Here is a 19,445-nt window from a genome sequence, read left to right as displayed (position 1 = left end):
CGGTGCGGCGCAGCATCGCTGCCTGACACGAATCCGGCCGGCTCCCGGCCCGTGCCGGGCGATCCCGAAACCCGGCGCGGCGCGCTCCGCCATACAAACGCGCCGTTCGCGGCCCCTGGAAGCCGTCGCGCCGGCCGTTGGCCGGGACACGGCGCGAGACGATGACGATGGACGCTCGCAAACCCCACGACCAGGATACGGCGGCCGGCGACCGGCGCGTCGGCGGCCGCCGTGCCGGCCTGCTGCCGATCGTCGTCGTGCTCTCGCTCATCGTGGCGGGGGTCGCGGCGGTGGCCGTCTTTCCCGAGCCGGCCCGGATGCTGGCGGAGAAGGGCGTCGGCTATGTCCGCTCCCTGTTCGGCGGGGAGGGCGAGGAGACCGCCGGCGAGGACGTGAAGGCCGGCCCGACGGAGCGCGTCTTCCGGCCGACGAAGGAGCAGCGCGCCGCCTTCGAGATCCAGCCCGTCAAGACCATGACCTTCCGGCCCGAGGGCTCGGCGGAGGGGCGCATCGCGCTCAACGACGACGACAACGTTCCCGTCGCCTCGCCCTATTCGGGCCGGGTGCTCAAGGTGCTCGTGCGCGCCGGCGACGACGTGAAGGCCGGCGACGTCCTCCTGACCATGGAGGCCACCGACATGGTCCAGGCGCAGAACGACTACCAGAGCGCGCTCAACACCCTGAACAAGACCGGCGCGCTCCTGAAGCTCGACCAGACCATCGCCGCCCGCCAGCAGGAGCTCTTCGCCGCCAAGGCTGTGGCGCTCAAGGACTACCAGTCGGCCCAGAACGACGTGATCGCGGCCCAGAGCGACCTGCGCACGGCGGAGGCGAGCCTCCAGGCGGTGCGCAACCGCCTGAAGCTGCTCGGCAAGTCCGACGCCGAGATCGCGATCTTCGAGAAGAACGGCAGCATGAGCGCCGAGACGCAGATCCGCGCGCCCATCGCCGGCACCATCGTCCAGCGCAAGGTCGGCACCGGGCAGTACATCTCGACCTCCAGCGACCCGGTCTTCATCATCGGCGATCTCTCGACGGTCTGGCTGGTGGCCAATGTGCGCGAGAGCGAGATCCCCAAGGTCCGCCTCGGCCAGGAGATCGAGGCCAGGGTCGCGGGCTTCGGCAGCCGCGCCTTCAAGGCGAAGATCGACTACATCGCCGCGAGCCTCGATCCGGCGACGCGCCGGCTCGCCGTGCGCAGCGAGATCCCGAACCCCGACCGGCTGCTCAAGCCGGAGATGTTCGCCAACTTCACCATCGTCACCGGCGAGCTGCGGCCCTCCCCGGCGGTGCCCCTCGCGGCCATCGTCTACGAGGGCTCCAACGCGCATGTGTGGGTGTCGCGGCCCGACGGCGGCATCGAGGCGCGCGACGTCAAGCTCGGGCTCATCAACGGCGACAACGCCCAGGTGGTCGAGGGCCTCAAGGACGGCGACGCGGTGGTGACGCGCGGCGCCCTGTTCATCGACCGCGCCGCCAGCGGCGACAAGGCGTCGTGAGCGGGACGGGCCGATGAACGCGCTCATCGTCTTCGCCCTGCGCCAGCGGGTGCTCGTCTTCCTCGGCTTCGTCGCCATGCTGGCGCTCGGCTACGCGAGCTATACCCAGCTCAACATCGAGGCCTATCCCGATCCGGTCCCGCCGCTGGTCGACGTCATCACCCAGAATCCCGGCCAGTCGGCCGACGAGATCGAGCGCTACATCACCATTCCCCTGGAGGTGGCGCTGGCCGGCATCCCCAACGCCACGGTGGTGCGCACCATCTCGCTGTTCGGCCTCTCCGACGTGAAGGTGCAGTTCAACTACGCCTACACATACGAGGAGGCGCTCCAGCGCGTCCTCAACCGGCTCTCGCAACTGCCCCCCCTGCCCAACGGCGCGCAGCCGCAGATCTCGCCGACGAGCCCCGTCGGCGAGATCATGCGCTACAAGCTCGTCGGCCCGGCCGGCTATTCCTCGGCCGACCTCAAGACCTTGCAGGACTGGGTGCTCCAGCGCCGCTTCAAGGCGATTCCGGGGGTCGTCGACGTGACCGCCTTCGGCGGCAAGGCCAAGGAATACGAGATCGCCGTCGACCTGAACCGGCTCCAGGCCCAGGGGCTGACCCTGGTGCAGGTGGTCAACGCGCTCAACAACTCGAGCATCAATGTCGGCGGCCAGACGCTCAATGTCGGCGAGCAGTCGGCGGTGGTGCGCGGCGTCGGCCTGATCCGCGACATGGACGACATCAAGGACACGCTGCTCACCCAGGTGAACGGCGTGCCGGTGCTGGTGCGCGACGTGGCCGACGTCCGCATATCCTCGGCGCCGAGGCTCGGCATCGTCGGCCATGACGGCCAGAGCGACGTGGTCGAGGGCATCGTGCTCATGAGCCGCGGCGGCCAGAGCCTGCCGACCCTCCAGCGCGTCGAGGCCGAGATCGAGAAGATCAACGCCTCGACCATCCTGCCGCCGGACGTGCGGATCGAGCGCATCTACGACCGCTCGGGGCTCATCAACACCACCACGCACACCGTGATGCACAACCTCGTCTTCGGCGTGGTGCTGGTCTTCGTGGTGCAGTGGCTCTTCCTCGGCAGCCTGCGCAGCGCCATCATCGTGGCCGCGACCATCCCCTTCGCGCTGGGCTTCGCCATCCTGATCCTGGTGCTGCGCGGGGATTCGGCCAACCTCCTGTCGCTCGGCGCCATCGATTTCGGGCTGATCGTCGACGCCACCGTCATCATGGTGGAGAACATCTTCCGCCACCTGGCCGAGCCGGAGCATTCGGAAGGGCAGGCGGCGCCGGGGGGGCTCACCGGCCGGCTCGGCATCATCGCCATCGCCGGCTCCGAGGTGAACCGGGCGATCTTCTTCTCGGCGACGATCATCATCGTCGGCTTCCTGCCGCTCTTCACCATGACCGGCGTCGAGGGCCACATCTTCGGGCCGATGGCCAAGACCTACGCCTACGCGCTGGTCGGCGGCTTGCTCGCGACCTTCACGGTCTCGCCGGCGCTCTCGGCGCTGATCTTGCCCAAGCACGTGGAGGAGCACGACACCCTGATCGTGCGCTTCCTGCGCTTCGGGCATGTGCTGATCCTGCGCGTCGGCCTGGGCAACAAGCTCCTCTCCCTCGCCGTGACGATCGCCATCCTGATGGGCTCGGGGCTCGCCGCGACCCGGCTCGGGCTCGAGTTCCTGCCCAAGCTCGAGGAGGGCAACCTCTATATCCGCGGCACCATGCCGGCCTCGATCTCGCTGGAGGCGGGCAACGCCTACGTGCAGCGCCTGCGCGCCATCGTCGGCGAGGTGCCCGAGGTCGTCACCGTGATCTCGCAGCAGGGCCGCCCCAGCGACGGCACCGACGCCACCGGCTTCTTCAACGTCGAGATCCTGGCGCCGTTGAAGCCCATCGACCGCTGGCGCAAGGGCCTCGACAAGGAGACCCTGATCCGCGACCTCTCGAAGCGGCTCGAGACCGAGTTCCCCGGCATCGAGTTCAACTTCTCCCAGTACATCGAGGACAACGTCCAGGAGGCGGCCTCGGGCGTGAAGGGCGAGAACTCGGTCAAGATCTACGGCAGCGACCTCGCGGAGATCACCAAGACCGCCAACGAGGTGAAGGCGGTGCTCGCCAGCGTGCCCGGCGTCTCCGACCTCTCGGTCTTCGCCTCCCTCGGCCAGCCGACGGTGAGGATCGACGTCGACCGCCGCAAGGCCGCCCGCTTCGGCCTCTCCATCGGCGACGTGAACACCACGCTCCAGGCGGCCATCGGCGGCCAGATCGCGGGGGACCTCTACGAGTACGGCTCGGACCGGCACTTCCCCATGCGGGTGCGGCTCGCGCGCGAGTACCGCCGCTCGCTGGAGACCATCCGCAACATCACCATCGGCGCGACGAACCCCAGCGGCGGCGTCGTGCAGGTACCGATCTCCGAGATCGCCACGGTGGAGCTCGTCTCGGGGGCGGCCTTCATCTACCGCGAGGATCAGGAGCGCTACATCCCGGTGAAGTTCTCGGTGCGCGGGCGCGATCTCGGCGGCGCCGTCATCGAGGCGCAGAAGCGGGTCGAGGACGAGGTCCGGCTTCCCGCCGGCTACCACCTCGAATGGGTCGGCCAGTTCACCAACCTCCAGGATGCTGTCGCCAGGCTCCAGGTCGTGGTGCCGGTCACGCTGCTGCTCATCGCGCTGCTGCTCTTCGTGAACTTCTCCTCCGTCACCGACATGCTGCTGGTGCTCAGCGTGATTCCGATGGCGATGATCGGCGGCATCTTCGCGCTGTTCCTGACGGGCACGCCGTTCTCGATCTCGGCGGCGATCGGCTTCATCGCGCTATTCGGCATCTCGACCATGGAGGGCGTGATCCTGCTCGCCTATTTCAACCAGCTCATGGAGGAGGGCTGGACCAAGCGGGACGCCGTCTGGCACGCGGCGAACGTGCGCATGCGCCCCGTGATGATGACCTGCGTGGCGGCCTGCGTCGGGCTCCTGCCGGCGGCGGTCTCCACGGGCATCGGCTCGCAGGTGCAGAAGCCGCTGGCGCTCGTCGTCGTCGGCGGCATCCTGCTGGCGCCGAGCCTCATCCTCGTGGTGGTGCCGGTGCTGATCTCGCTGTTCTCGCGCCGGAAGCCCAACCCCTACGCGCGCCGGCAGGCCGACAAGCGGGCGGCCGCGTGATGCGCCGCGTGATGCCCGAGACACAGGCGCCGGCCGCGCGCGGGGCCGGGGTCCCCGCGCCGTTGACACCCGGCGGCGGCACGCGCCTGTACTCGTCCGGCACGGGCTCAGAGACCGGGGGCGGCATGGCGAGCGGGAACGAGGGCCGGAGGCGCGCATGGACGCGCCCTGCCCGTCCGGCCGCGTCGGCGGCCGTCCTGGCGCTGCTGCTCGGCGCCTGCGCGGTCGGGCCGGACTATCTGCCCCCCGCCGATCCGCCGGTCGGCCGCTACACGCGGGAGCCGCTGAAGAACCCGAGCGCGGCGGACAGGGTCGCCACCGTCCAGGGCGGCTCGGCCGACCAGAGCTTCCGCAGCGGCGCCGACATCCCCGGCCAGTGGTGGACGCTGTTCCGGTCCAAGCCCCTGAACCGGCTGGTCGAGGAGGCGCTCGCCAACAACCCGACCCTGGAGGCCGCCCAGGCGAGCTTGCGCATCGCGCAGCAGAACGTCGAGGCCCAGAAGGGCACGCTCTATCCGAGCGTGACGGCGACCCCCCAGGGGCTGACGGCCAAGGCGCCGGGGCTTGACCTGCAATCGCCCCTGAACAACAACCAGCTCTATTACAGCCTCTACACCCCCCAGGTCGGGGTCTCGTTCAACCCGGACGTCTTCGGCGGCAACCGGCGCCAGATCGAATCGCTGGAGGCCACCGCCGAGAACCAGCGCTTCCAGCTCGAGGCGGCCTATCTCACGCTGACCTCCAACGTGGTCGCCGCCGCGATCCAGGAAGCCTCCCTGCGCGCCCAGATCGACGCGACCCGGCGCGTGATCCAGGCCCAGACCGACCTGCTCCAACTCTACAACAAGCAGCTCTCCCTCGGGCAGATCGCCGGGGCGGACGTGATCCAGCAGCAGGCGGCGCTCTCGCTCTCCATGCAGCTCCTGCCGCCGCTGGAGCGCCAGCTCGCGCAACAGAGGAACCTGCTGACGGCGCTCGCCGGCCGGCTGCCGAGCGAGGAGGTCTCCCAGACCTTCACGCTCTCGGCCCTGCACCTGCCGACGCGGCTGCCGGTGAGCCTGCCCTCGCGCCTCGTCCAGCAGCGCCCCGACGTCAAGGCGGCGGAGGCCCTGGTCCAGCAGGCGAGCGCCAATGTCGGGGTGGCGGTGGCCAACCGCCTGCCGCAGTTCTCGATCACGGCGACGGGGGGCGCGAGCGCGGTCAAGATCGCCCAGCTCGCCAATCCGGGGGCGGCCTTCTTCACGGTGATCGGCAGCCTGACCCAGCCGATCTTCGACGCCGGGACGCTGTTCCGCCGCCAGCGCGCCGCCGAGGAGACGCTGACCCAGGCCCAGGCCCAGTACCGCGCCACCGTGATCGGCGCCTTCCAGAACGTCGCCGACACGCTGCGCGCCCTGCAATCCGACGCCAAGGCGGTGGCCGCCGCCGAGGCCGCCGAGAAGGCCACGGGCCAGAGCCTCGCGCTGATCCGTAAGCAATACGCCGCCGGCGCGGTCAACAGCACGCAGGTGCTGCTCGCCCAGCAGGGCTATCTCTCGGCCCTGGTGACCTCGGCCTCCGCGCGCGCGACCCAGTACGCCGACACGGCGGCGCTGTTCCAGGCGCTCGGCGGCGGCTGGTGGAACCGGGCGGACGTCGCGCCCCCGCCCCCCGAGACCGACCCGGCGAAGTTCCTGTAGGGCGTGCCTTTCGGCGCCGGGCGCCTATTCTCACGCGGACCAGACGGCGGGACGGAGCGCCCCATGCACGCGCACTCGATCGAGCGCCACACCCACGAGCATGTCTTCCTCGGGGAGAGGCATGCGCGCAACGAGCGGCGTACCTGGGCCGTCGTCGCCCTGACGGCGGTTATGATGGTGGCCGAGATCGCCGGCGGCATGCTGCTCGGCTCGCTCGCTCTTGTTGCGGATGGCTGGCACATGTCGACCCACGCGGCGGCGCTCGGCATCGCCGCCCTCGCCTACCGCTTCGCCCGCACCCATGCGCGCGATCCGCGCTTCAGCTTCGGCACGGGCAAGTTCGGCGATCTCGCGGCCTTCGCCAGCGCCGTCATCCTGGGAATGATCGCCCTGTTCATCGCCTATGAGAGCGTGACCCGGCTGATCGATCCCGTCGCCATCGCCTACGCGCAGGCGATTCCCATCGCGGTGCTCGGTCTCGGGGTGAACCTCGCCAGCGTCTGGCTGCTGCACGACGACCATGGTCACGATCACGACCATCATCACGGGCATGACCACGCCCATCACGGCCATCACGACAGCAATTTCCGCGCGGCCTATGTCCACGTCCTCGCCGACGCGCTGACCTCGGTGCTGGCCATCGTGGCGCTGCTCGGGGGCCTCTACGCGGGCCTCGCCTGGCTCGATCCGCTGATGGGCCTCGTCGGCACCGGGGTGATCCTCGCCTGGTCGGTGAGCCTAATGCGCGGCGCCGGCGCGGTGCTCCTTGACGCTGCCCCCGAGGACCATGTCGCCGCCGATATCCGCGCCCGGCTGGAGACGGACGGAGACCGGGTGAGCGACCTGCATCTCTGGCAGATCGGGCCGGGCCACCGCGCGGCGGTGGTCTCTCTCGTGAGTCACCACCCGCAGGCGCCGTCCGTCTACAAGGCGCGGCTTTCCGGGTTGCACGAGCTCAGCCACGTCACCGTGGAGGTCGAGCCCTGCCCGCATCACGGGCCGGGCTGCTGAGGACGCTCCCTCAGTCGCGCCGGAGGGCGTGGACCGAGAACAGCGCCTGCGGGTCGGTCCAGATCGCCACCGGCGACCAGCCGGCCTGCGCCGCCAGGGCCCGGAACCCCTCGGGCGTGTATTTGTAGCTGTTCTCGGTGTGGATGCTCTCGCCCTCCGCGAAGGCGAAGGAGCGGGCGGCGAGGCTCACGCTCTGCGCCGCCCGGCTGACGAGATGCATCTCGATACGCGAGGCGTCCGCGTTGAAGACCGCCCGGTGCCGGAAGCGCGCCGCGTCGAAATCCGCGCCGAGCTCCCGGTTCATGCGGGTCAGCAGGTTGAGGTTGAACCGCGCCGTGACCCCCGCCGCGTCGTCATAGGCGCGCTCCAGCACCGTCCGGTCCTTCACGAGGTCGACGCCGACGATCAGGATGGCGCCCGAGCCCAGCACGCGGCCGAAGCGGGCGAGCAGAGCGGCGGCCTGGGCGGGCTCGAAATTGCCGATGGTCGAGCCGGGGAAGAAGCCCGCCTTCGGCAGATCCGCGAGATCGCCGGGGAGCGCGAAGGGCCGGGTGAAGTCCGCCGCCACCGGCTCGACGCGCAGGTCCGGCATGTCGGCGCGCAGGGCCTTCGCCTCGCTGTGCAGGAACTCCGCCGAGACGTCGACGGGCACGTAGACCGACAGATCGGGCCGATGCCGCAGGAGCCGGCGCAGCTTCACCGTCGAGCCGCTGCCGAACTCCACCAGCGCCCCGCGCGCCGGCAGCAGCGCGGCGATCTCCGGCCCGGCGGCATCGAGGATGCCGAGTTCGGTGCGGGTCGGGTAGTATTCCGGTAGCGTCGTGATGGCCTCGAACAGGTCGGAGCCGGCTGCGTCGTAGAAATATTGCGCCGGCAATTCCTTCTGCGGCTTGGACAGGCCGGCGAGCGCGTCCGCCAGGAAGCCGCCCGCCTCGGGCAGGTCGTCGGGGCGCTCGACGGGGGCGGCCTCGGTGAAGACGGGCTTGACGGTCACGCGGGCGAACTCCGGTGGGCTGTAGGTCTCGGACGGGATCAAGCGCGCGACATTCCGAAGGGTTCGCGCGGCGGGGGCGTCAGGCGCGGGACTCCGAGAGGCGCAGCCCCGTGAACTGCCAGCGCTGGTGCGGATAGAAGAAGTTGCGGTAGGCGGTCCGTGCATGCCCCGCCGGCGTCGCGACGGAGGAGCCGCGCAGCACGAACTGGTTCGACATGAACTTGCCGTTGTACTCGCCGAGCGCGCCGGGCAACGGGCGGTAGCCCGGATAGGCCGAATAGGCGCTGCGGGTCCATTGCCAGACCACGCCGAAGGCGTCGCCGAGATCGCCCGTGCCGGCGGCCACCTCCCACTCGGCCTCGGTGGGCAGGTCGCGGCCGGACCAGCGGGCGAAGGCGTCCGCCTCGTAATAGCTGACATGGGTGACGGGGCTGTCGGGATCGACGGGGCGGCGCCCGCCGAGCGTCGTCATCGACCAGCCTTCAGCCTCGCGGCGCCAGTAGCCCGGCGCCTCCCAGCCCTCTCCCTGGGCGACGATCCAGCCGTCCGAGAGCCACAGCTCCGGCCGGGCATAGCCGCCGTCCTGCATGAAGGCGAGCCACTGGGCGTTGGTGACGAGCGCCCGGTCGATGGCGCAGGGCGCGATCAGCACGTCGTGGCGGGGGGATTCGTTGTCGAAGGAGAAACCCTCGCCCTCGTGCCCCATCCGGGCGATGCCTCCATCGAGCCGGTGCGCGCCCGGCCGGTTCTCCCCGGCGGGGAAGCGCCAACCCGCGTCGTAGACGGGATCGAGCGGGTTCTGCGCGAAGGCATGCAGGATGTCGGTGAGCAGAAGCTCCTGATGCTGCTGCTCGTGATAGAGCCCGATCTCCAGGATCGGCAGTACCTGCTCCAGGGTGGCGTCGGGGGCAGTCTCGATCAGCGCCTCGACGGCGCGGTCCACATGGGCGCGATAGGCCGCGACCTCGTCGCTCGTGGGCCGCGTGATGAGCCCGCGCAGGATGCGCGGCTGACGCGGGCCGGCGGCGACGTAGTAGGAATTGAACAGGTAGTGCAGCCGCTCGTCGTGGAGCGCGTAGCCGGGCAGATGCTCGCGCAGCAGGAACTGCTCGAAGAACCAGGTCGTATGCGCGCGGTGCCACTTGGTCGGGCTGGCATCCGCCATGGACTGGATCTGCTGATCCTCCGGCGACAGCGGCGCCGCGCGGCGCTCGGTCTCCTCGCGCACGAAACGGAAGGCGGAAAGCCACGCCGCCCGGTCGATGGGCCGGGCCGAGAGATGCGGCGGCGGGAAGGCCGGGGGCATCGCTTGCCGAAGGGCCGTGTCCTCGCGCGGGGCGAAGGTGCGCAGTGCCGCTGTCGCTGCCATGCCGATCCCGTCCTTCCTGTGCGCCGCCGGGGAGAACAGTGGTCTCCCGCAGGGGCTGTCCCGGCGGAGATATGTGTCGCGCGCAATCGGACAACACCGCTGCGACGACTCCGTTCTCGGATTCGCGCGGAGCCGGATTGCGTAACCTCGGTCCGCCGCCTTTTTCCGGCCCCGGTGAGATGGCCTTAACCCTGGCCGCCGGACACTGGCGGCGGGCCCGACGCGATCGGGCCCGATCGCGCGAAGCCGGACGCGTCACGATGCGGATCAATCTGATGGCCGGGGCGACCCATTCCGCCGCCATGCTCCGGGCGGGAGCGGCGCCCACCGTCCTCGTGTTCGATTCCGGCCTCGGCGGGCTGACCGTGCTGGAGCAGCTCCGCCGCGCCCGGCCCGACGCCGCCTTCGTCTACGCGGCGGACGACGCCGCCTTCCCCTACGGGCGCCTGCCCGAGGAGACGCTGGTGGCGCGCGTGCTCGCGGTGATGGAGCGGCTGATCGCGCGCCATGCGCCCGACCTCGTGGTCATCGCCTGCAACACCGCCTCGACCCTGGTGCTGCCCTCGCTGCGGCAGCGCTTTTCCGTGCCCTTCGTCGGGGTGGTGCCGCCGATCAAGCCGGCGGCCGAGGCGACGCGCTCGCGTCTCGTCTCGCTGCTCGCCACCCCCGGCACGGTGGCCCGCGCCTATACCCACGACCTCATCGAGACCTATGCCGGCGCCTGCGCCGTGACGCTGGTCGGCTCCAAGCATCTCGCGCCCTACGCGGAGGCCGAGCTCGCCGGCCTGCCGGTGGACGACGCCGCGCTGTCCGCCGAGATCGCGCCCTGCTTCGTGGAGGCGGAGGACGGCCGGCGCACGGACGTGGTCTGCCTCGCCTGCACGCATTATCCGCTGCTGCTCGCCCGCTTCGAGCGCCTCGCCCCCTGGCCCGTCACCTGGATCGACCCGGCGCCGGCCATCGCGCGGCGGGTGGTGCAGCTCATCGGCCCCGCGCCGAGGCGGGACGCCGATCTCGCGCGGCCCGCGCTCGCCGCCTTCACCGGCGGGACGGGCTTGAGCGCCGCGCTCAGGGCCTCCCTCGAGGCGCGGGGGCTCTCCGAGGTCGCCGTCGAGGCGATGCCGCTGGTCCAGTAGCCGCCTCGGCATTGACGCATCGGCCGCGCTGCTCTATCAGCCGGCCGGTCAGCGGGGCTCCGACGAGGGGCCCCGTGGCTTTTTCATACGCACCCGTGAGCGGGCCTTCACCCCGCTCTGTCGTCCCGCCGGCGTCTCGCCACAGGGAAGAGGAGGGCGCGTTCCTCTAGTCTCACTCGTTGAGAGGAACAGCGATGTCGAAACGCATTCAGGCGAAGCACAAGCTCGATCGCCGCATGGGCCAGAACATCTGGGGCCGCCCGAAGAGCCCCGTCAACCGCCGCGAATACGGCCCCGGCCAGCACGGCCAGCGCCGCAAGGGCAAGATGAGCGACTTCGGCACGCAGCTGCGCGCCAAGCAGAAGCTCAAGGGCTATTACGGCAACATCACCGAGAAGCAGTTCCGCCGCTACTACGCCGAGGCGATCCGCCAGCGCGGCGATTCCGGCGAGAACCTGATCGGCCTGCTCGAGCGCCGCCTCGACGCCGTCGTCTACCGGGCGAAGTTCGTGGCGACCCCGTTCGCCGCGCGCCAGTTCGTCAACCACGGCCACATCAAGGTGAACGGCCGCCGCGTGAACATCCCGAGCTTCCTCGTGAAGCCCGGCGACGTGATCGAGGTGAAGGAAGCCTCCCGCCAGCTCGAGATCGTGGTGGTGGCGAGCCAGCTCGCCGAGCGCGACGTGCCCGACTACATCGAGGTCGACCACCAGAAGATGACCGCCCGCGTCACCCGCGTGCCCGGTCTCGGCGAGGTGCCCTACCCGGTGCAGATGGAGCCGAACCTGGTCATCGAGTTCTACTCGCGCTGATCCGGCGACAGCCGCCGCGAGAGATGCGGGGCCGTCCTTCGGGGCGGCCCTGTTTCGTTTCAAGAGGCGCGCGACGCCGCGCGGATCGCAGCGAGCGTCAGCACGCGCGGCTCCGCTCCCGATAGGCGCAGGCGCTCGTGCCCGTCCGCCAGCATCAGCGAGAGCGCCTCGCGCAGGGAGGTTCGCGGATCGATCTCCGGCGTGCCGTCCGCCTCGCCGGCCTCAGAGAAGTCTTGCGCGCTCAGCAGGGCGAGCCGCCTCAGCGCCCGGTCTCGGCCGACGAAATCCGCCACGAAGGCGTCCGCCGGGGCCGCCAGCAGCCGCTCGGGGGCGTCGGCCTGCACGATCCGGCCCGCGCGCATCAGCGCCACCCGGTCGCCCATGGCCATGGCCTCGTCGATGTCGTGGGTGACGATGAGGACGGTCTTGCGCAGGCGCTTGAGGATCGCTCCGATCTCGGCCTGCAACTGGGCGCGGGCGACCGGGTCCACCGCGCCGAAGGGCTCGTCCATGAGCAGCACGGGCGGATCGGCGGCGAGCGCGCGGGCGACGCCCACCCGCTGGCGCTGTCCGCCGGAGAGCGCGTCCGGCCGCCGGTCGCGATAGCTGGCCGGATCGAGCCCGACGAGGTCGAGCATGGCGTCGACCCGCTCGGCGATGCGCGCGCGCGGCCAGCCGAGCAGGGCCGGCACCGTGGCGACGTTCTCCGCCACGCTTCGGTGCGGGAACAGGCCGACTCCCTGGAGCACATAGCCGATGCCCCGGCGCAGTTGCACGGGATCGGCCTCCGCCACGTCGGCGCCGTCGAGGAGGATGCGGCCGGCATCCGGCTCGACCAGCCGGTTGACCATGCGCAGCGTCGTGGACTTGCCGCAGCCCGAGGGCCCGATCAGCGCGCAGGTGGTGCCGGCCTCGACGGTGAGGTCGATCCCGTCGACGGCGGGGGCCGCCGCGCCGGGAAAGCGCTTCGCGACGCCCTCGAACCGGATCACGGGCCGGCGATTGCCGGCGGCGGGCGGCTCAGCAACCCTTGCAGATCGAGCCCATGCTGGCGCGGGTGCGCACGTCCCAGGCCTTGTCGCGGGCGGCGGCGGCCTTCTGCGCCTTGGCCATCTGCGCTTCCGTGGCGGTCTTGGGGGCGGGCTTGCCGGGGCCGGCCGGCGGCTTGGTCACGCCGGTGGCCGTGACGTTGCGCTGCGGATGGGCGGGGGCGGCCTCCGGCGCGGTCTGCGCCAGCGCGGGCAGGGCGAGGAGCGAGGCGGCGAAAGCTGACGCAACCAGGAGGTGGCGCATGGTCGAAACGATCTCCGAAAGCGATACGGGCGCCGGACCGGGCCCGATCGGCCCTGCGTCGCGGCGCAAAAGGCATGTTAGCCTGAGCGAGGGCCGAGATTATGGCGGCGTGACGGAAGGCGGCGAATCGATGGGGACGACGAACCGACGCGCCGGCACGGCCGCCGGCCCCATGACCGCTCCTTTGCCCGGCACCCGCGAGGAGCGCATCGCCGAGGCCCTGCGCCGGCTCGCGCCGCGCCTGCCGGCCTTCGAGGCGCGCGCCGCCCTCGACCGGGCGCTGCTCAGCCCCGGCCTGCGCAACGCGATGCCGGCCACGGCCGCAAGGCTGGCCCTGACGGCCTATGCCCGCCACGTCTTCACCGATTACGACGACCTCCTCGCCGAGGGCTACGACCGCGACAGCGCGCGGCATTTCGTCCTCGACGACCTCAACGCGGCGCTTGCCGGATGGGGCGCGCCGCCCGTCTCGGGGGAGGCCGAGGACGATTGAGGCGGCCGCGGGCTTATCCGCGCGGCGGCCGCCGTGGTAATCGGGCGCCGGATCGACACGCCCCGCTCGGGGGCACGCGAAACAGGATCGGGACCCATGCAGATCAGCGCCCGCAACGTCATCAAGGGCACCGTCGTCTCCGTCGAGAAGGGCGCCACCACGGCGCATGTGAAGATCGAGATCGCCCCCGGCCAGGTCGTCACCTCGGCCATCACCAACGAGGCGGTGGACGCCCTCAAGCTCGCCGTCGGCGTGTCCGCCTACGCCGTGGTGAAGGCGTCCGACGTCATGGTCGCGGTGGATTGAGCCCCGTGGCGCGCGGCCTCCTCGTCGGTCTTCCGGCCGGTCTCGCCCTGCTGGCGCTGCTGCCGGGCTCGGGTTTGGCGCAGGATGCCGCGCCTCCTCCGGCGGCCCAATCGATCCCCGCCGCCTGCACGGCGTTCGACTGGCCGCTGCTGCGGGAGATGGCCTGGTTCGAGGCGCCCGGCCTCGCCCGCGTCCAGTCGGGGGATACGGTTCCGGGCGCGATGCCCGGCGCGGTGCTGGCGCTGAAGCCCGTCGACGCGATCGCGTTTCCGGTGGCGCCCTCGCGAAAACCCTCGCCCGGCAGCTTCGGCGGCGTGCTCACCCTGCCCGCGCCGACTGCGCCCGGCCTCTACCAGATCACGCTGTCGGACGAGGCCTGGATCGACGTCAGCCAGGATGGGCAGACCACGCGCAAGCCCACCGCCCATACGGGCAAGCGCGACTGCCCCGGCCTGCGCAAGAGCCTGCGCTACCAGCTCGGCACGCAGCCCGTGACCATCGAGATCAGCAACGCCAGGGCGGAATCGATCAAGATCGCCATCGCGCCGGCCGAGTGAGTGCGCGATTGCCCCGGCGGAGCGCGGCCCTGTAGGATGCGCGCTCCCTTCGCGACAGACCCGATCCTCCCCCGATGAACGTCCTCGGCATCGAGACCACCTGCGACGAGACCGCCGCGGCCATCGTCGCCCCCGGCGAGGGCGACGGGCGCGGGGTCATCCGCGCCAACGAGGTGCTGAGCCAGATCGCCGAGCACGCGGCCTATGGCGGCGTCGTGCCCGAGATCGCGGCGCGCGCCCATGTCGAGGTGCTCGACCGGCTGATCGCCCGCGCGCTCGACACCGCCGGCCTGCGGCTTTCCGATCTCGACGGGATCGCGGTGGCGGCGGGGCCGGGCCTGATCGGCGGCGTGCTCGTCGGGCTGGTGAGCGCCAAGACGCTCTCCCTCGTCGCCCGCAAGCCGCTGATCGCCGTCAACCATCTGGAGGCGCATGCGCTGACGGCCCGGCTCACCGACGGGCTGGCCTTCCCCTATCTGCTGCTGCTGGCCTCCGGCGGCCATACCCAGCTCGTCGCGGTGAAGGGCGTCGGCGACTACGTGCGCCTCGGGACCACCATCGACGACGCCATCGGGGAAGCCTTCGACAAGGTCGCCAAGCTGCTCGGGCTCGGCTACCCCGGCGGCCCCGAGGTGGAGCGCATGGCCGAATCCGGCGATCCCGAGCGGTTCGCGCTGCCCCGGCCGATGCTCGGGCGGCCGAGCGCGGATTTCTCGCTCTCCGGCCTCAAGACGGCCCTGCGGATCGAGGCGGAACGCATCGCGCCGCTGGCCGAGCGCGACGTGGCCGATCTCTGCGCGAGCTTCCAGGCGGCGGTGGTCGACGTGGTGGTGGACCGGGTGCGCGTGGCCTTGCGCGCCTTCGGCGGCATCGCCGGGCATCCGACCGCCCTCGTCGCCGCCGGGGGCGTGGCCGCCAACGGCGCCATCCGCCGGGCGCTGGCGGCCCAGGCGGGGGAGGCGGGGCTCGCCTTCGTGGCGCCGCCGCTCAACCTCTGCGGCGACAACGGCGCCATGATCGCCTGGGCCGGCATCGAGCGGCTGCGGCTCGGCCTCGTGGACGACATCACCGCGCCCGCCCGCGCCCGCTGGCCCTTCGCCGAGGCTCCCGCCGCGTGAGCGGTCCCGCGCCCATGGTCGGCGTCGTCGGCGGCGGCGCCTGGGGCACGGCGCTCGCCAACGCGGCGGCCGCCGCCGGCAACGGCGTGGTGCTGTGGCTGCGCGACGCGGAGGCCGCCGCCCGCCTGGAGGCCACCCGCGAGAACGCGCGCTACCTGCCGGGCGTCCCGCTTCATCCGCGCATCCGCGCGACGAGCGGGGCGGCCGATCTCGCCGCCGCCGCCGCGCTGCTCCTCGTGGTGCCCGCCCAGACCACCCGCGCGGTGATCGGCGGGCTCGGACGGCATTTCGCGCGCGGCGCGCCGGTGGTGCTCTGCTCCAAGGGCATCGAGCGCGGCAGCGACGCCTTCATGAGCGCCGTCGCCGGGGAGGCGCTGGCACCGGGAACGCCGGTCGCGGTTCTGTCCGGCCCGAGCTTCGCGGCGGACGTCGCGCGCAACCTCCCCACCGCCGTGACCCTCGCGGCACGGGACGCCGACCTCGCCGCCCGGCTCGCGCGGATGCTGTCGGGCCCCGCCTTCCGGCTCTATCACACCGACGACGTGCCGGGCGTCGAGATCGGCGGGGCGGGCAAGAACGTGCTCGCCATCGCCTCCGGCATCGTCTCCGGGCGGGGCCTCGGCGAGAGCGCGCGGGCGGCGCTGATCGCGCGCGCCTTCGCCGAGCTGATGCGCTTCGCCCGCGCCTACGGCGCCCGGCCGGAGACCCTGATGGGCCTCTCGGGGCTCGGCGACCTCGTGCTGACGGCCTCCTCGCCGCAGTCGCGCAACTTCGCCTTCGGCCAGCGCCTCGGCGCGGGAGCGAGCCCGGAGGAAGCCTCCGGCGGCAAGCTCGCCGAGGGCGCCTTCACCGCCGCCGCCCTGGTGGCGCTCGCCCGCGCCCGCGCCGTCGAGATGCCCGTCGCGGAGGCGGTCGCCGCCGTGGTCTCCGGGGAGGCGAGCGTCGAGGCGGCGATCGCGAGCCTTCTCGCGCGCCCCCTCAAGGGCGAGGCGGAGTGAGCGCGCGCGGGCGTGGATAAGCGGGGGCCCGCGCCTGCGCCCCCGTGCCGGCCCGCGCTATAGCTGCCCCGCCGCTCCTCTTCAGAGACAACCCATGGCCCATTGGCTGTTCAAGTCCGAACCGGATTCGTGGTCCTGGGACCAGCAGGTCGCGGCCGGCGCGCAGGGCACCTTCTGGAACGGCGTGCGCAACCATCTCGCCAAGCGTCAGCTCATGGCCATGCAGGTCGGCGAGCGGGGCTTCTTCTACCACTCCAACGAGGGCAAGGCGGTGGTCGGCATCGTCGAGGTGATTCGGCCCTACTACCCCGACCACACGGACGAATCCGGCCGCTTCGGCATGGTCGACGTGAAGGCGGTGGAGCCGCTGCCGAGGCCCGTTACCCTCGATGCCATCAAGGCCGACCCGGCGCTCGCCGACATGGTGCTGGTGAAGAACTCCCGCCTCTCGGTGCAGCCGGTGACGGATGCCGAATGGGAGCGGGTGAGGGCGCTCGGCGGCCTCGGCTGGGGCGGTCACGCAAGCGTGAGCGGGAGCCCCCTTTGCGTCCCTGCCGGCCGTATGTCAGTCCCGTGACGGGGACGACATGTCAGGAACCGTACCGATGGCCAACCGCGAACCGCTGCTCAAGCCGATCCCGATCGCGGAGCTTCGCCCGACCCAGATGACGGTGGGCTACCGGGAGGTCGAGGAGAAGCGCAAGCGCTGGCGCGAGCACGACCCGGACAAGAAGGCCGCCTTCCTGGGCTCGCACATGATCCCGACCCTGCTCGGGCCGAAGAAGAAGCACTACGTCATCGACCATCACCACCTCTCCCGCGCGCTTCAGGAGGAGGGCGTCGAGAACGTGCTCGTCACCGTGGTGGCCGATCTGCACGAGCTCGAGAAGGACGCCTTCTGGACGGTCTGCGACCACAAGTCGTGGTCGCATCCCTATGACGCCGAGGGCGTGCGGCGCGATTTCAAGGACATCCCCAAGGCCATCGGCGACCTCGTCGACGACCCCTATCGCAGCCTCGCCGGCGAGCTGCGCCGGGCCGGGGGCTTCGCCAAGGACACCACCCCGTTCAGCGAGTTCCTGTGGGCCGACTTCCTGCGGCGGCGGGTGAAGGCGAAGCGCATCGACGGCGACTTCACCGAGGCGCTGGAGGAGGCCATGCGCTACGCCAAGTCCCCGGAGGCCGGCTATCTGCCCGGCTGGTGCGGGCCGGTCACCGGCTGAGTTCTTTCGACCGCGCCGGAGGTCTCGGACATCCGGCGCGCCGCATCAGGAAGCGAGTGTCAGTCGCGAAAAGTAGTGCTTGCGCTCGGCGCCGTCATGCCGGCCCGAGGGCATGCAGCAGAGCTTGAAACCGGCGCCCGGATCCGCAGGGGCAGAGATCCTCGCGGCCGAGCTTCTCGCTCAGCTCGACATCGCCGTGCACGAACCGGCGCCCGCGCTTCACGCGGGTCTCGGACGGGAACGACTTACGCCGCTTGGCCATCACCTCGAAAGCAGGCGGGGTCGTCGGGGTGGCGGGTGCGCGCCATGGCAGCCTCCTCTTCGATCGTCCGGCGACGGGGATCGCCGGGAGACGTTGCTAGCCTGCGACGGCCCGCGACGCCAGATGCCGGCTCAGAAGCAGCTCACGAACTCGCGAAACACCCAGCCGATCGGCTCGCCGCTGCGGCTCTCCGCGATGTAGACCCAGGGGCGTCCGCGCCCGTCGGCGGTGGTGTCGAGGATCGTCACCGGCTGCCCGTTGCGCACCGTGCCGACGATCCGGCCGTTCGGGTCGGTGCGCACGTTGAGCGGCGTGCCGGTCGGGTCCGTGACCGTGCAGCGGCGCTGCGCCGAGGCCGGTCCGGCGAGCAGCAGCCCGCAGCAGAGCGCCAGGGCCGGCGGCACGAGCGCGCGTGATCGAAGGGCCATTCTTCTGCCGTCCCGTGCTGGGGCGCCGGCGGCGCCGCGGTTCCCGATGGGTAGACGCGCCGCCGGGAAAGTCCATCCGCCCGCGCCGCCGGGGCCTGCGACTCCGCCGGAGGGCCCGGACCCTCGACGCGCGGCGCCCGAACCGTATAGCGTCGCGCCCATGACGAAACCGCAGCGCTTCGCCCGTCCCGCCCTCGGCCTCGCCGCCCTGGCGCTGCTCGCATCCGCCTGCGGGGCGGCGGCGCAGGACAGGGGCAGCCTCAACCCGAGGCCGCTGCCGCCGCTCGCCAACCCCGATTCGCCCTCGACCCCGGCGAAGGAGCTGTTCGGGCGCGCCACCACCCCGGCGCCGGGGCCGGCGCATCCTTACGGATTCTACGCCAAGGGCTGCTTCTCCGGCGGCGAGGCGCTTCCCGTCGACGGGGCGACCTGGCAGGTGATGCGCCTGTCGCGCAACCGCATGTGGGGCACGCCGCATCTCGTCGACTTCATGGAGCGGCTCGCCTCCAGGGCGCCCTCGGTGGGCTGGCCGGGGCTGCTGGTCGGGGACATGTCGCAGCCGCGCGGCGGCCCGATGCTGACCGGCCACGCCTCGCACCAGCTCGGCCTCGATGCCGACGTCTGGCTGACCCCGATGCCCGACCACAGGATGTCGCGGGCCGAGCGCGAGGAGACCTCGGCCACCGACATGGTGCGGCCCGACCGCCTCGACATCGATCCGCGCGTGTGGACGCCGGCCCATCTGGCGCTGATCCGCCTCACCGCGCAGCAGCCCGAGGTGACGCGCATCTTCGTCAACGCGGCGATCAAGAAGGCGCTCTGCCGCGAGGCGACGGGGAGCCGGGGCTGGCTCAGCAAGGTGCGCCCGATGTACGGGCACAACTACCACTACCATATCCGCCTGGCCTGCCCCGGCGGCGCGGACGCCTGCGAGGACCAGGCGCCCCCGCCCGGCGGCGACGGCTGCGAGGCGCTCGACTACTGGTTCAGCGACGCGGTGCTCCACCCCAGGCCCCCGAAGGTGAAGCCGAAGCCCAAGCCCCCGATGACCATGGCGGCGTTGCCGGAGGCCTGCCGGGCCGTGCTCAAGGCGCGCTGAGGGGG

At 71.6% G+C, this 19,445-nt stretch carries 20 protein-coding genes; 14 read left to right on the top strand and 6 right to left on the bottom strand.

Going from position 1 to position 19,445, the window contains the following annotated elements; genetic code table 11:
* The first annotated feature begins 167 nt into the window (after positions 1 to 167).
* From ACP56T_RS13065 to dmeF, 4 genes are all read left to right on the top strand, one after another.
* Complete coding sequence (locus ACP56T_RS13065; protein WP_430912549.1) at positions 168 to 1,499, top strand: efflux RND transporter periplasmic adaptor subunit; 1,332 nt, start codon at positions 168 to 170, stop codon at positions 1,497 to 1,499.
* Between the two features lie 13 nt (positions 1,500 to 1,512).
* On the top strand, positions 1,513 to 4,662 hold the full coding sequence (locus tag ACP56T_RS13060) for an efflux RND transporter permease subunit (RefSeq protein WP_430912548.1): 3,150 nt from the start codon (positions 1,513 to 1,515) through the stop codon (positions 4,660 to 4,662).
* Positions 4,663 to 4,673: 11 nt separating this feature from the next.
* Positions 4,674 to 6,341, top strand: a complete 1,668-nt coding sequence (locus ACP56T_RS13055) for an efflux transporter outer membrane subunit (protein ID WP_430912547.1) — start codon at positions 4,674 to 4,676, stop codon at positions 6,339 to 6,341.
* A gap of 63 nt (positions 6,342 to 6,404) precedes the next feature.
* Positions 6,405 to 7,352, top strand: coding sequence for a CDF family Co(II)/Ni(II) efflux transporter DmeF (dmeF, locus tag ACP56T_RS13050; RefSeq protein WP_430912546.1), 948 nt, complete (start codon positions 6,405 to 6,407; stop codon positions 7,350 to 7,352).
* 10 nt (positions 7,353 to 7,362) lie between these two features.
* On the opposite strand, the gene egtD is transcribed toward dmeF, so the two are convergent.
* Entirely contained in the window at positions 7,363 to 8,346 is a 984-nt protein-coding gene (gene egtD, locus ACP56T_RS13045) for an L-histidine N(alpha)-methyltransferase (protein WP_430912616.1), read from the bottom strand.
* Positions 8,347 to 8,425: 79 nt separating this feature from the next.
* Complete coding sequence (egtB, locus tag ACP56T_RS13040) at positions 8,426 to 9,715, bottom strand: ergothioneine biosynthesis protein EgtB (RefSeq protein ID WP_430912545.1); 1,290 nt, start codon at positions 9,713 to 9,715, stop codon at positions 8,426 to 8,428.
* A 260-nt stretch (positions 9,716 to 9,975) separates the two neighbouring features.
* Here egtB and murI point away from each other — a divergent pair, with 260 nt between their 5' ends.
* Both murI and rpsD read left to right on the top strand, forming a co-directional pair.
* Positions 9,976 to 10,851, top strand: coding sequence for a glutamate racemase (murI, locus tag ACP56T_RS13035; RefSeq protein WP_430912544.1), 876 nt, complete (start codon positions 9,976 to 9,978; stop codon positions 10,849 to 10,851).
* Between the two features lie 194 nt (positions 10,852 to 11,045).
* Complete coding sequence (gene rpsD / locus ACP56T_RS13030) at positions 11,046 to 11,663, top strand: 30S ribosomal protein S4 (RefSeq protein ID WP_430912543.1); 618 nt, start codon at positions 11,046 to 11,048, stop codon at positions 11,661 to 11,663.
* 59 nt (positions 11,664 to 11,722) lie between these two features.
* Here the strand turns inward: rpsD and ACP56T_RS13025 are convergent, their stop codons facing one another.
* Both ACP56T_RS13025 and ACP56T_RS13020 read right to left on the bottom strand, forming a co-directional pair.
* On the bottom strand, positions 11,723 to 12,655 hold the full coding sequence (locus tag ACP56T_RS13025; protein WP_430912542.1) for an ABC transporter ATP-binding protein: 933 nt from the start codon (positions 12,653 to 12,655) through the stop codon (positions 11,723 to 11,725).
* A 28-nt stretch (positions 12,656 to 12,683) separates the two neighbouring features.
* The gene (locus tag ACP56T_RS13020; RefSeq protein WP_430912541.1) at positions 12,684 to 12,956 is read right to left on the bottom strand and encodes a hypothetical protein; all 273 of its coding nucleotides are present in this window, start codon (positions 12,954 to 12,956) and stop codon (positions 12,684 to 12,686) included.
* Between the two features lie 172 nt (positions 12,957 to 13,128).
* On the opposite strand from ACP56T_RS13020, the gene ACP56T_RS13015 reads away from it, so the two are divergent.
* The 7 genes from ACP56T_RS13015 (at position 13,129) to ACP56T_RS12985 (ending at position 17,651) form a co-directional block, all read left to right on the top strand.
* A complete protein-coding gene (locus ACP56T_RS13015; RefSeq protein WP_430912540.1) occupies positions 13,129 to 13,449 on the top strand; it encodes a DUF2293 domain-containing protein in 321 nt (106 codons plus the stop codon).
* A gap of 96 nt (positions 13,450 to 13,545) precedes the next feature.
* The gene (locus tag ACP56T_RS13010) at positions 13,546 to 13,755 is read left to right on the top strand and encodes a TOBE domain-containing protein (protein WP_430912539.1); all 210 of its coding nucleotides are present in this window, start codon (positions 13,546 to 13,548) and stop codon (positions 13,753 to 13,755) included.
* Between the two features lie 5 nt (positions 13,756 to 13,760).
* Entirely contained in the window at positions 13,761 to 14,312 is a 552-nt protein-coding gene (locus ACP56T_RS13005) for a hypothetical protein (RefSeq protein ID WP_430912538.1), read from the top strand.
* A gap of 74 nt (positions 14,313 to 14,386) precedes the next feature.
* Positions 14,387 to 15,430, top strand: a complete 1,044-nt coding sequence (gene tsaD, locus ACP56T_RS13000) for a tRNA (adenosine(37)-N6)-threonylcarbamoyltransferase complex transferase subunit TsaD (protein WP_430912537.1) — start codon at positions 14,387 to 14,389, stop codon at positions 15,428 to 15,430.
* Positions 15,431 to 15,444: 14 nt separating this feature from the next.
* Positions 15,445 to 16,428, top strand: a complete 984-nt coding sequence (locus tag ACP56T_RS12995; RefSeq protein ID WP_430912615.1) for an NAD(P)H-dependent glycerol-3-phosphate dehydrogenase — start codon at positions 15,445 to 15,447, stop codon at positions 16,426 to 16,428.
* Positions 16,429 to 16,522: 94 nt separating this feature from the next.
* The gene (locus ACP56T_RS12990) at positions 16,523 to 17,005 is read left to right on the top strand and encodes an EVE domain-containing protein (RefSeq protein WP_430912536.1); all 483 of its coding nucleotides are present in this window, start codon (positions 16,523 to 16,525) and stop codon (positions 17,003 to 17,005) included.
* 28 nt (positions 17,006 to 17,033) lie between these two features.
* On the top strand, positions 17,034 to 17,651 hold the full coding sequence (locus tag ACP56T_RS12985) for a ParB-like protein (protein ID WP_430912535.1): 618 nt from the start codon (positions 17,034 to 17,036) through the stop codon (positions 17,649 to 17,651).
* Between the two features lie 94 nt (positions 17,652 to 17,745).
* Here ACP56T_RS12985 and ACP56T_RS12980 read toward each other — a convergent pair whose 3' ends face one another.
* Both ACP56T_RS12980 and ACP56T_RS12975 read right to left on the bottom strand, forming a co-directional pair.
* The gene (locus ACP56T_RS12980; protein ID WP_430912534.1) at positions 17,746 to 17,913 is read right to left on the bottom strand and encodes an SEC-C metal-binding domain-containing protein; all 168 of its coding nucleotides are present in this window, start codon (positions 17,911 to 17,913) and stop codon (positions 17,746 to 17,748) included.
* Positions 17,914 to 18,044: 131 nt separating this feature from the next.
* Positions 18,045 to 18,341 (bottom strand): SH3 domain-containing protein, encoded by a 297-nt coding sequence (locus ACP56T_RS12975; protein ID WP_430912533.1) that lies wholly within the window; start codon positions 18,339 to 18,341, stop codon positions 18,045 to 18,047.
* A gap of 160 nt (positions 18,342 to 18,501) precedes the next feature.
* Here ACP56T_RS12975 and mepA point away from each other — a divergent pair, with 160 nt between their 5' ends.
* Positions 18,502 to 19,440 carry a penicillin-insensitive murein endopeptidase gene (gene mepA / locus ACP56T_RS12970; protein WP_430912532.1) on the top strand — a complete coding sequence of 313 codons (939 nt, stop codon included), beginning with the start codon at positions 18,502 to 18,504 and terminating at the stop codon, positions 19,438 to 19,440.
* The last annotated feature ends 5 nt before the right edge of the window (positions 19,441 to 19,445 follow it).

Origin of the sequence: Methylobacterium endophyticum (assembly GCF_050591105.1) — a bacterium.
Classification (GTDB): Bacteria; Pseudomonadota; Alphaproteobacteria; order Rhizobiales; family Beijerinckiaceae; genus Methylobacterium.
This window is presented reverse-complemented; position numbering and strand designations above follow the sequence as displayed.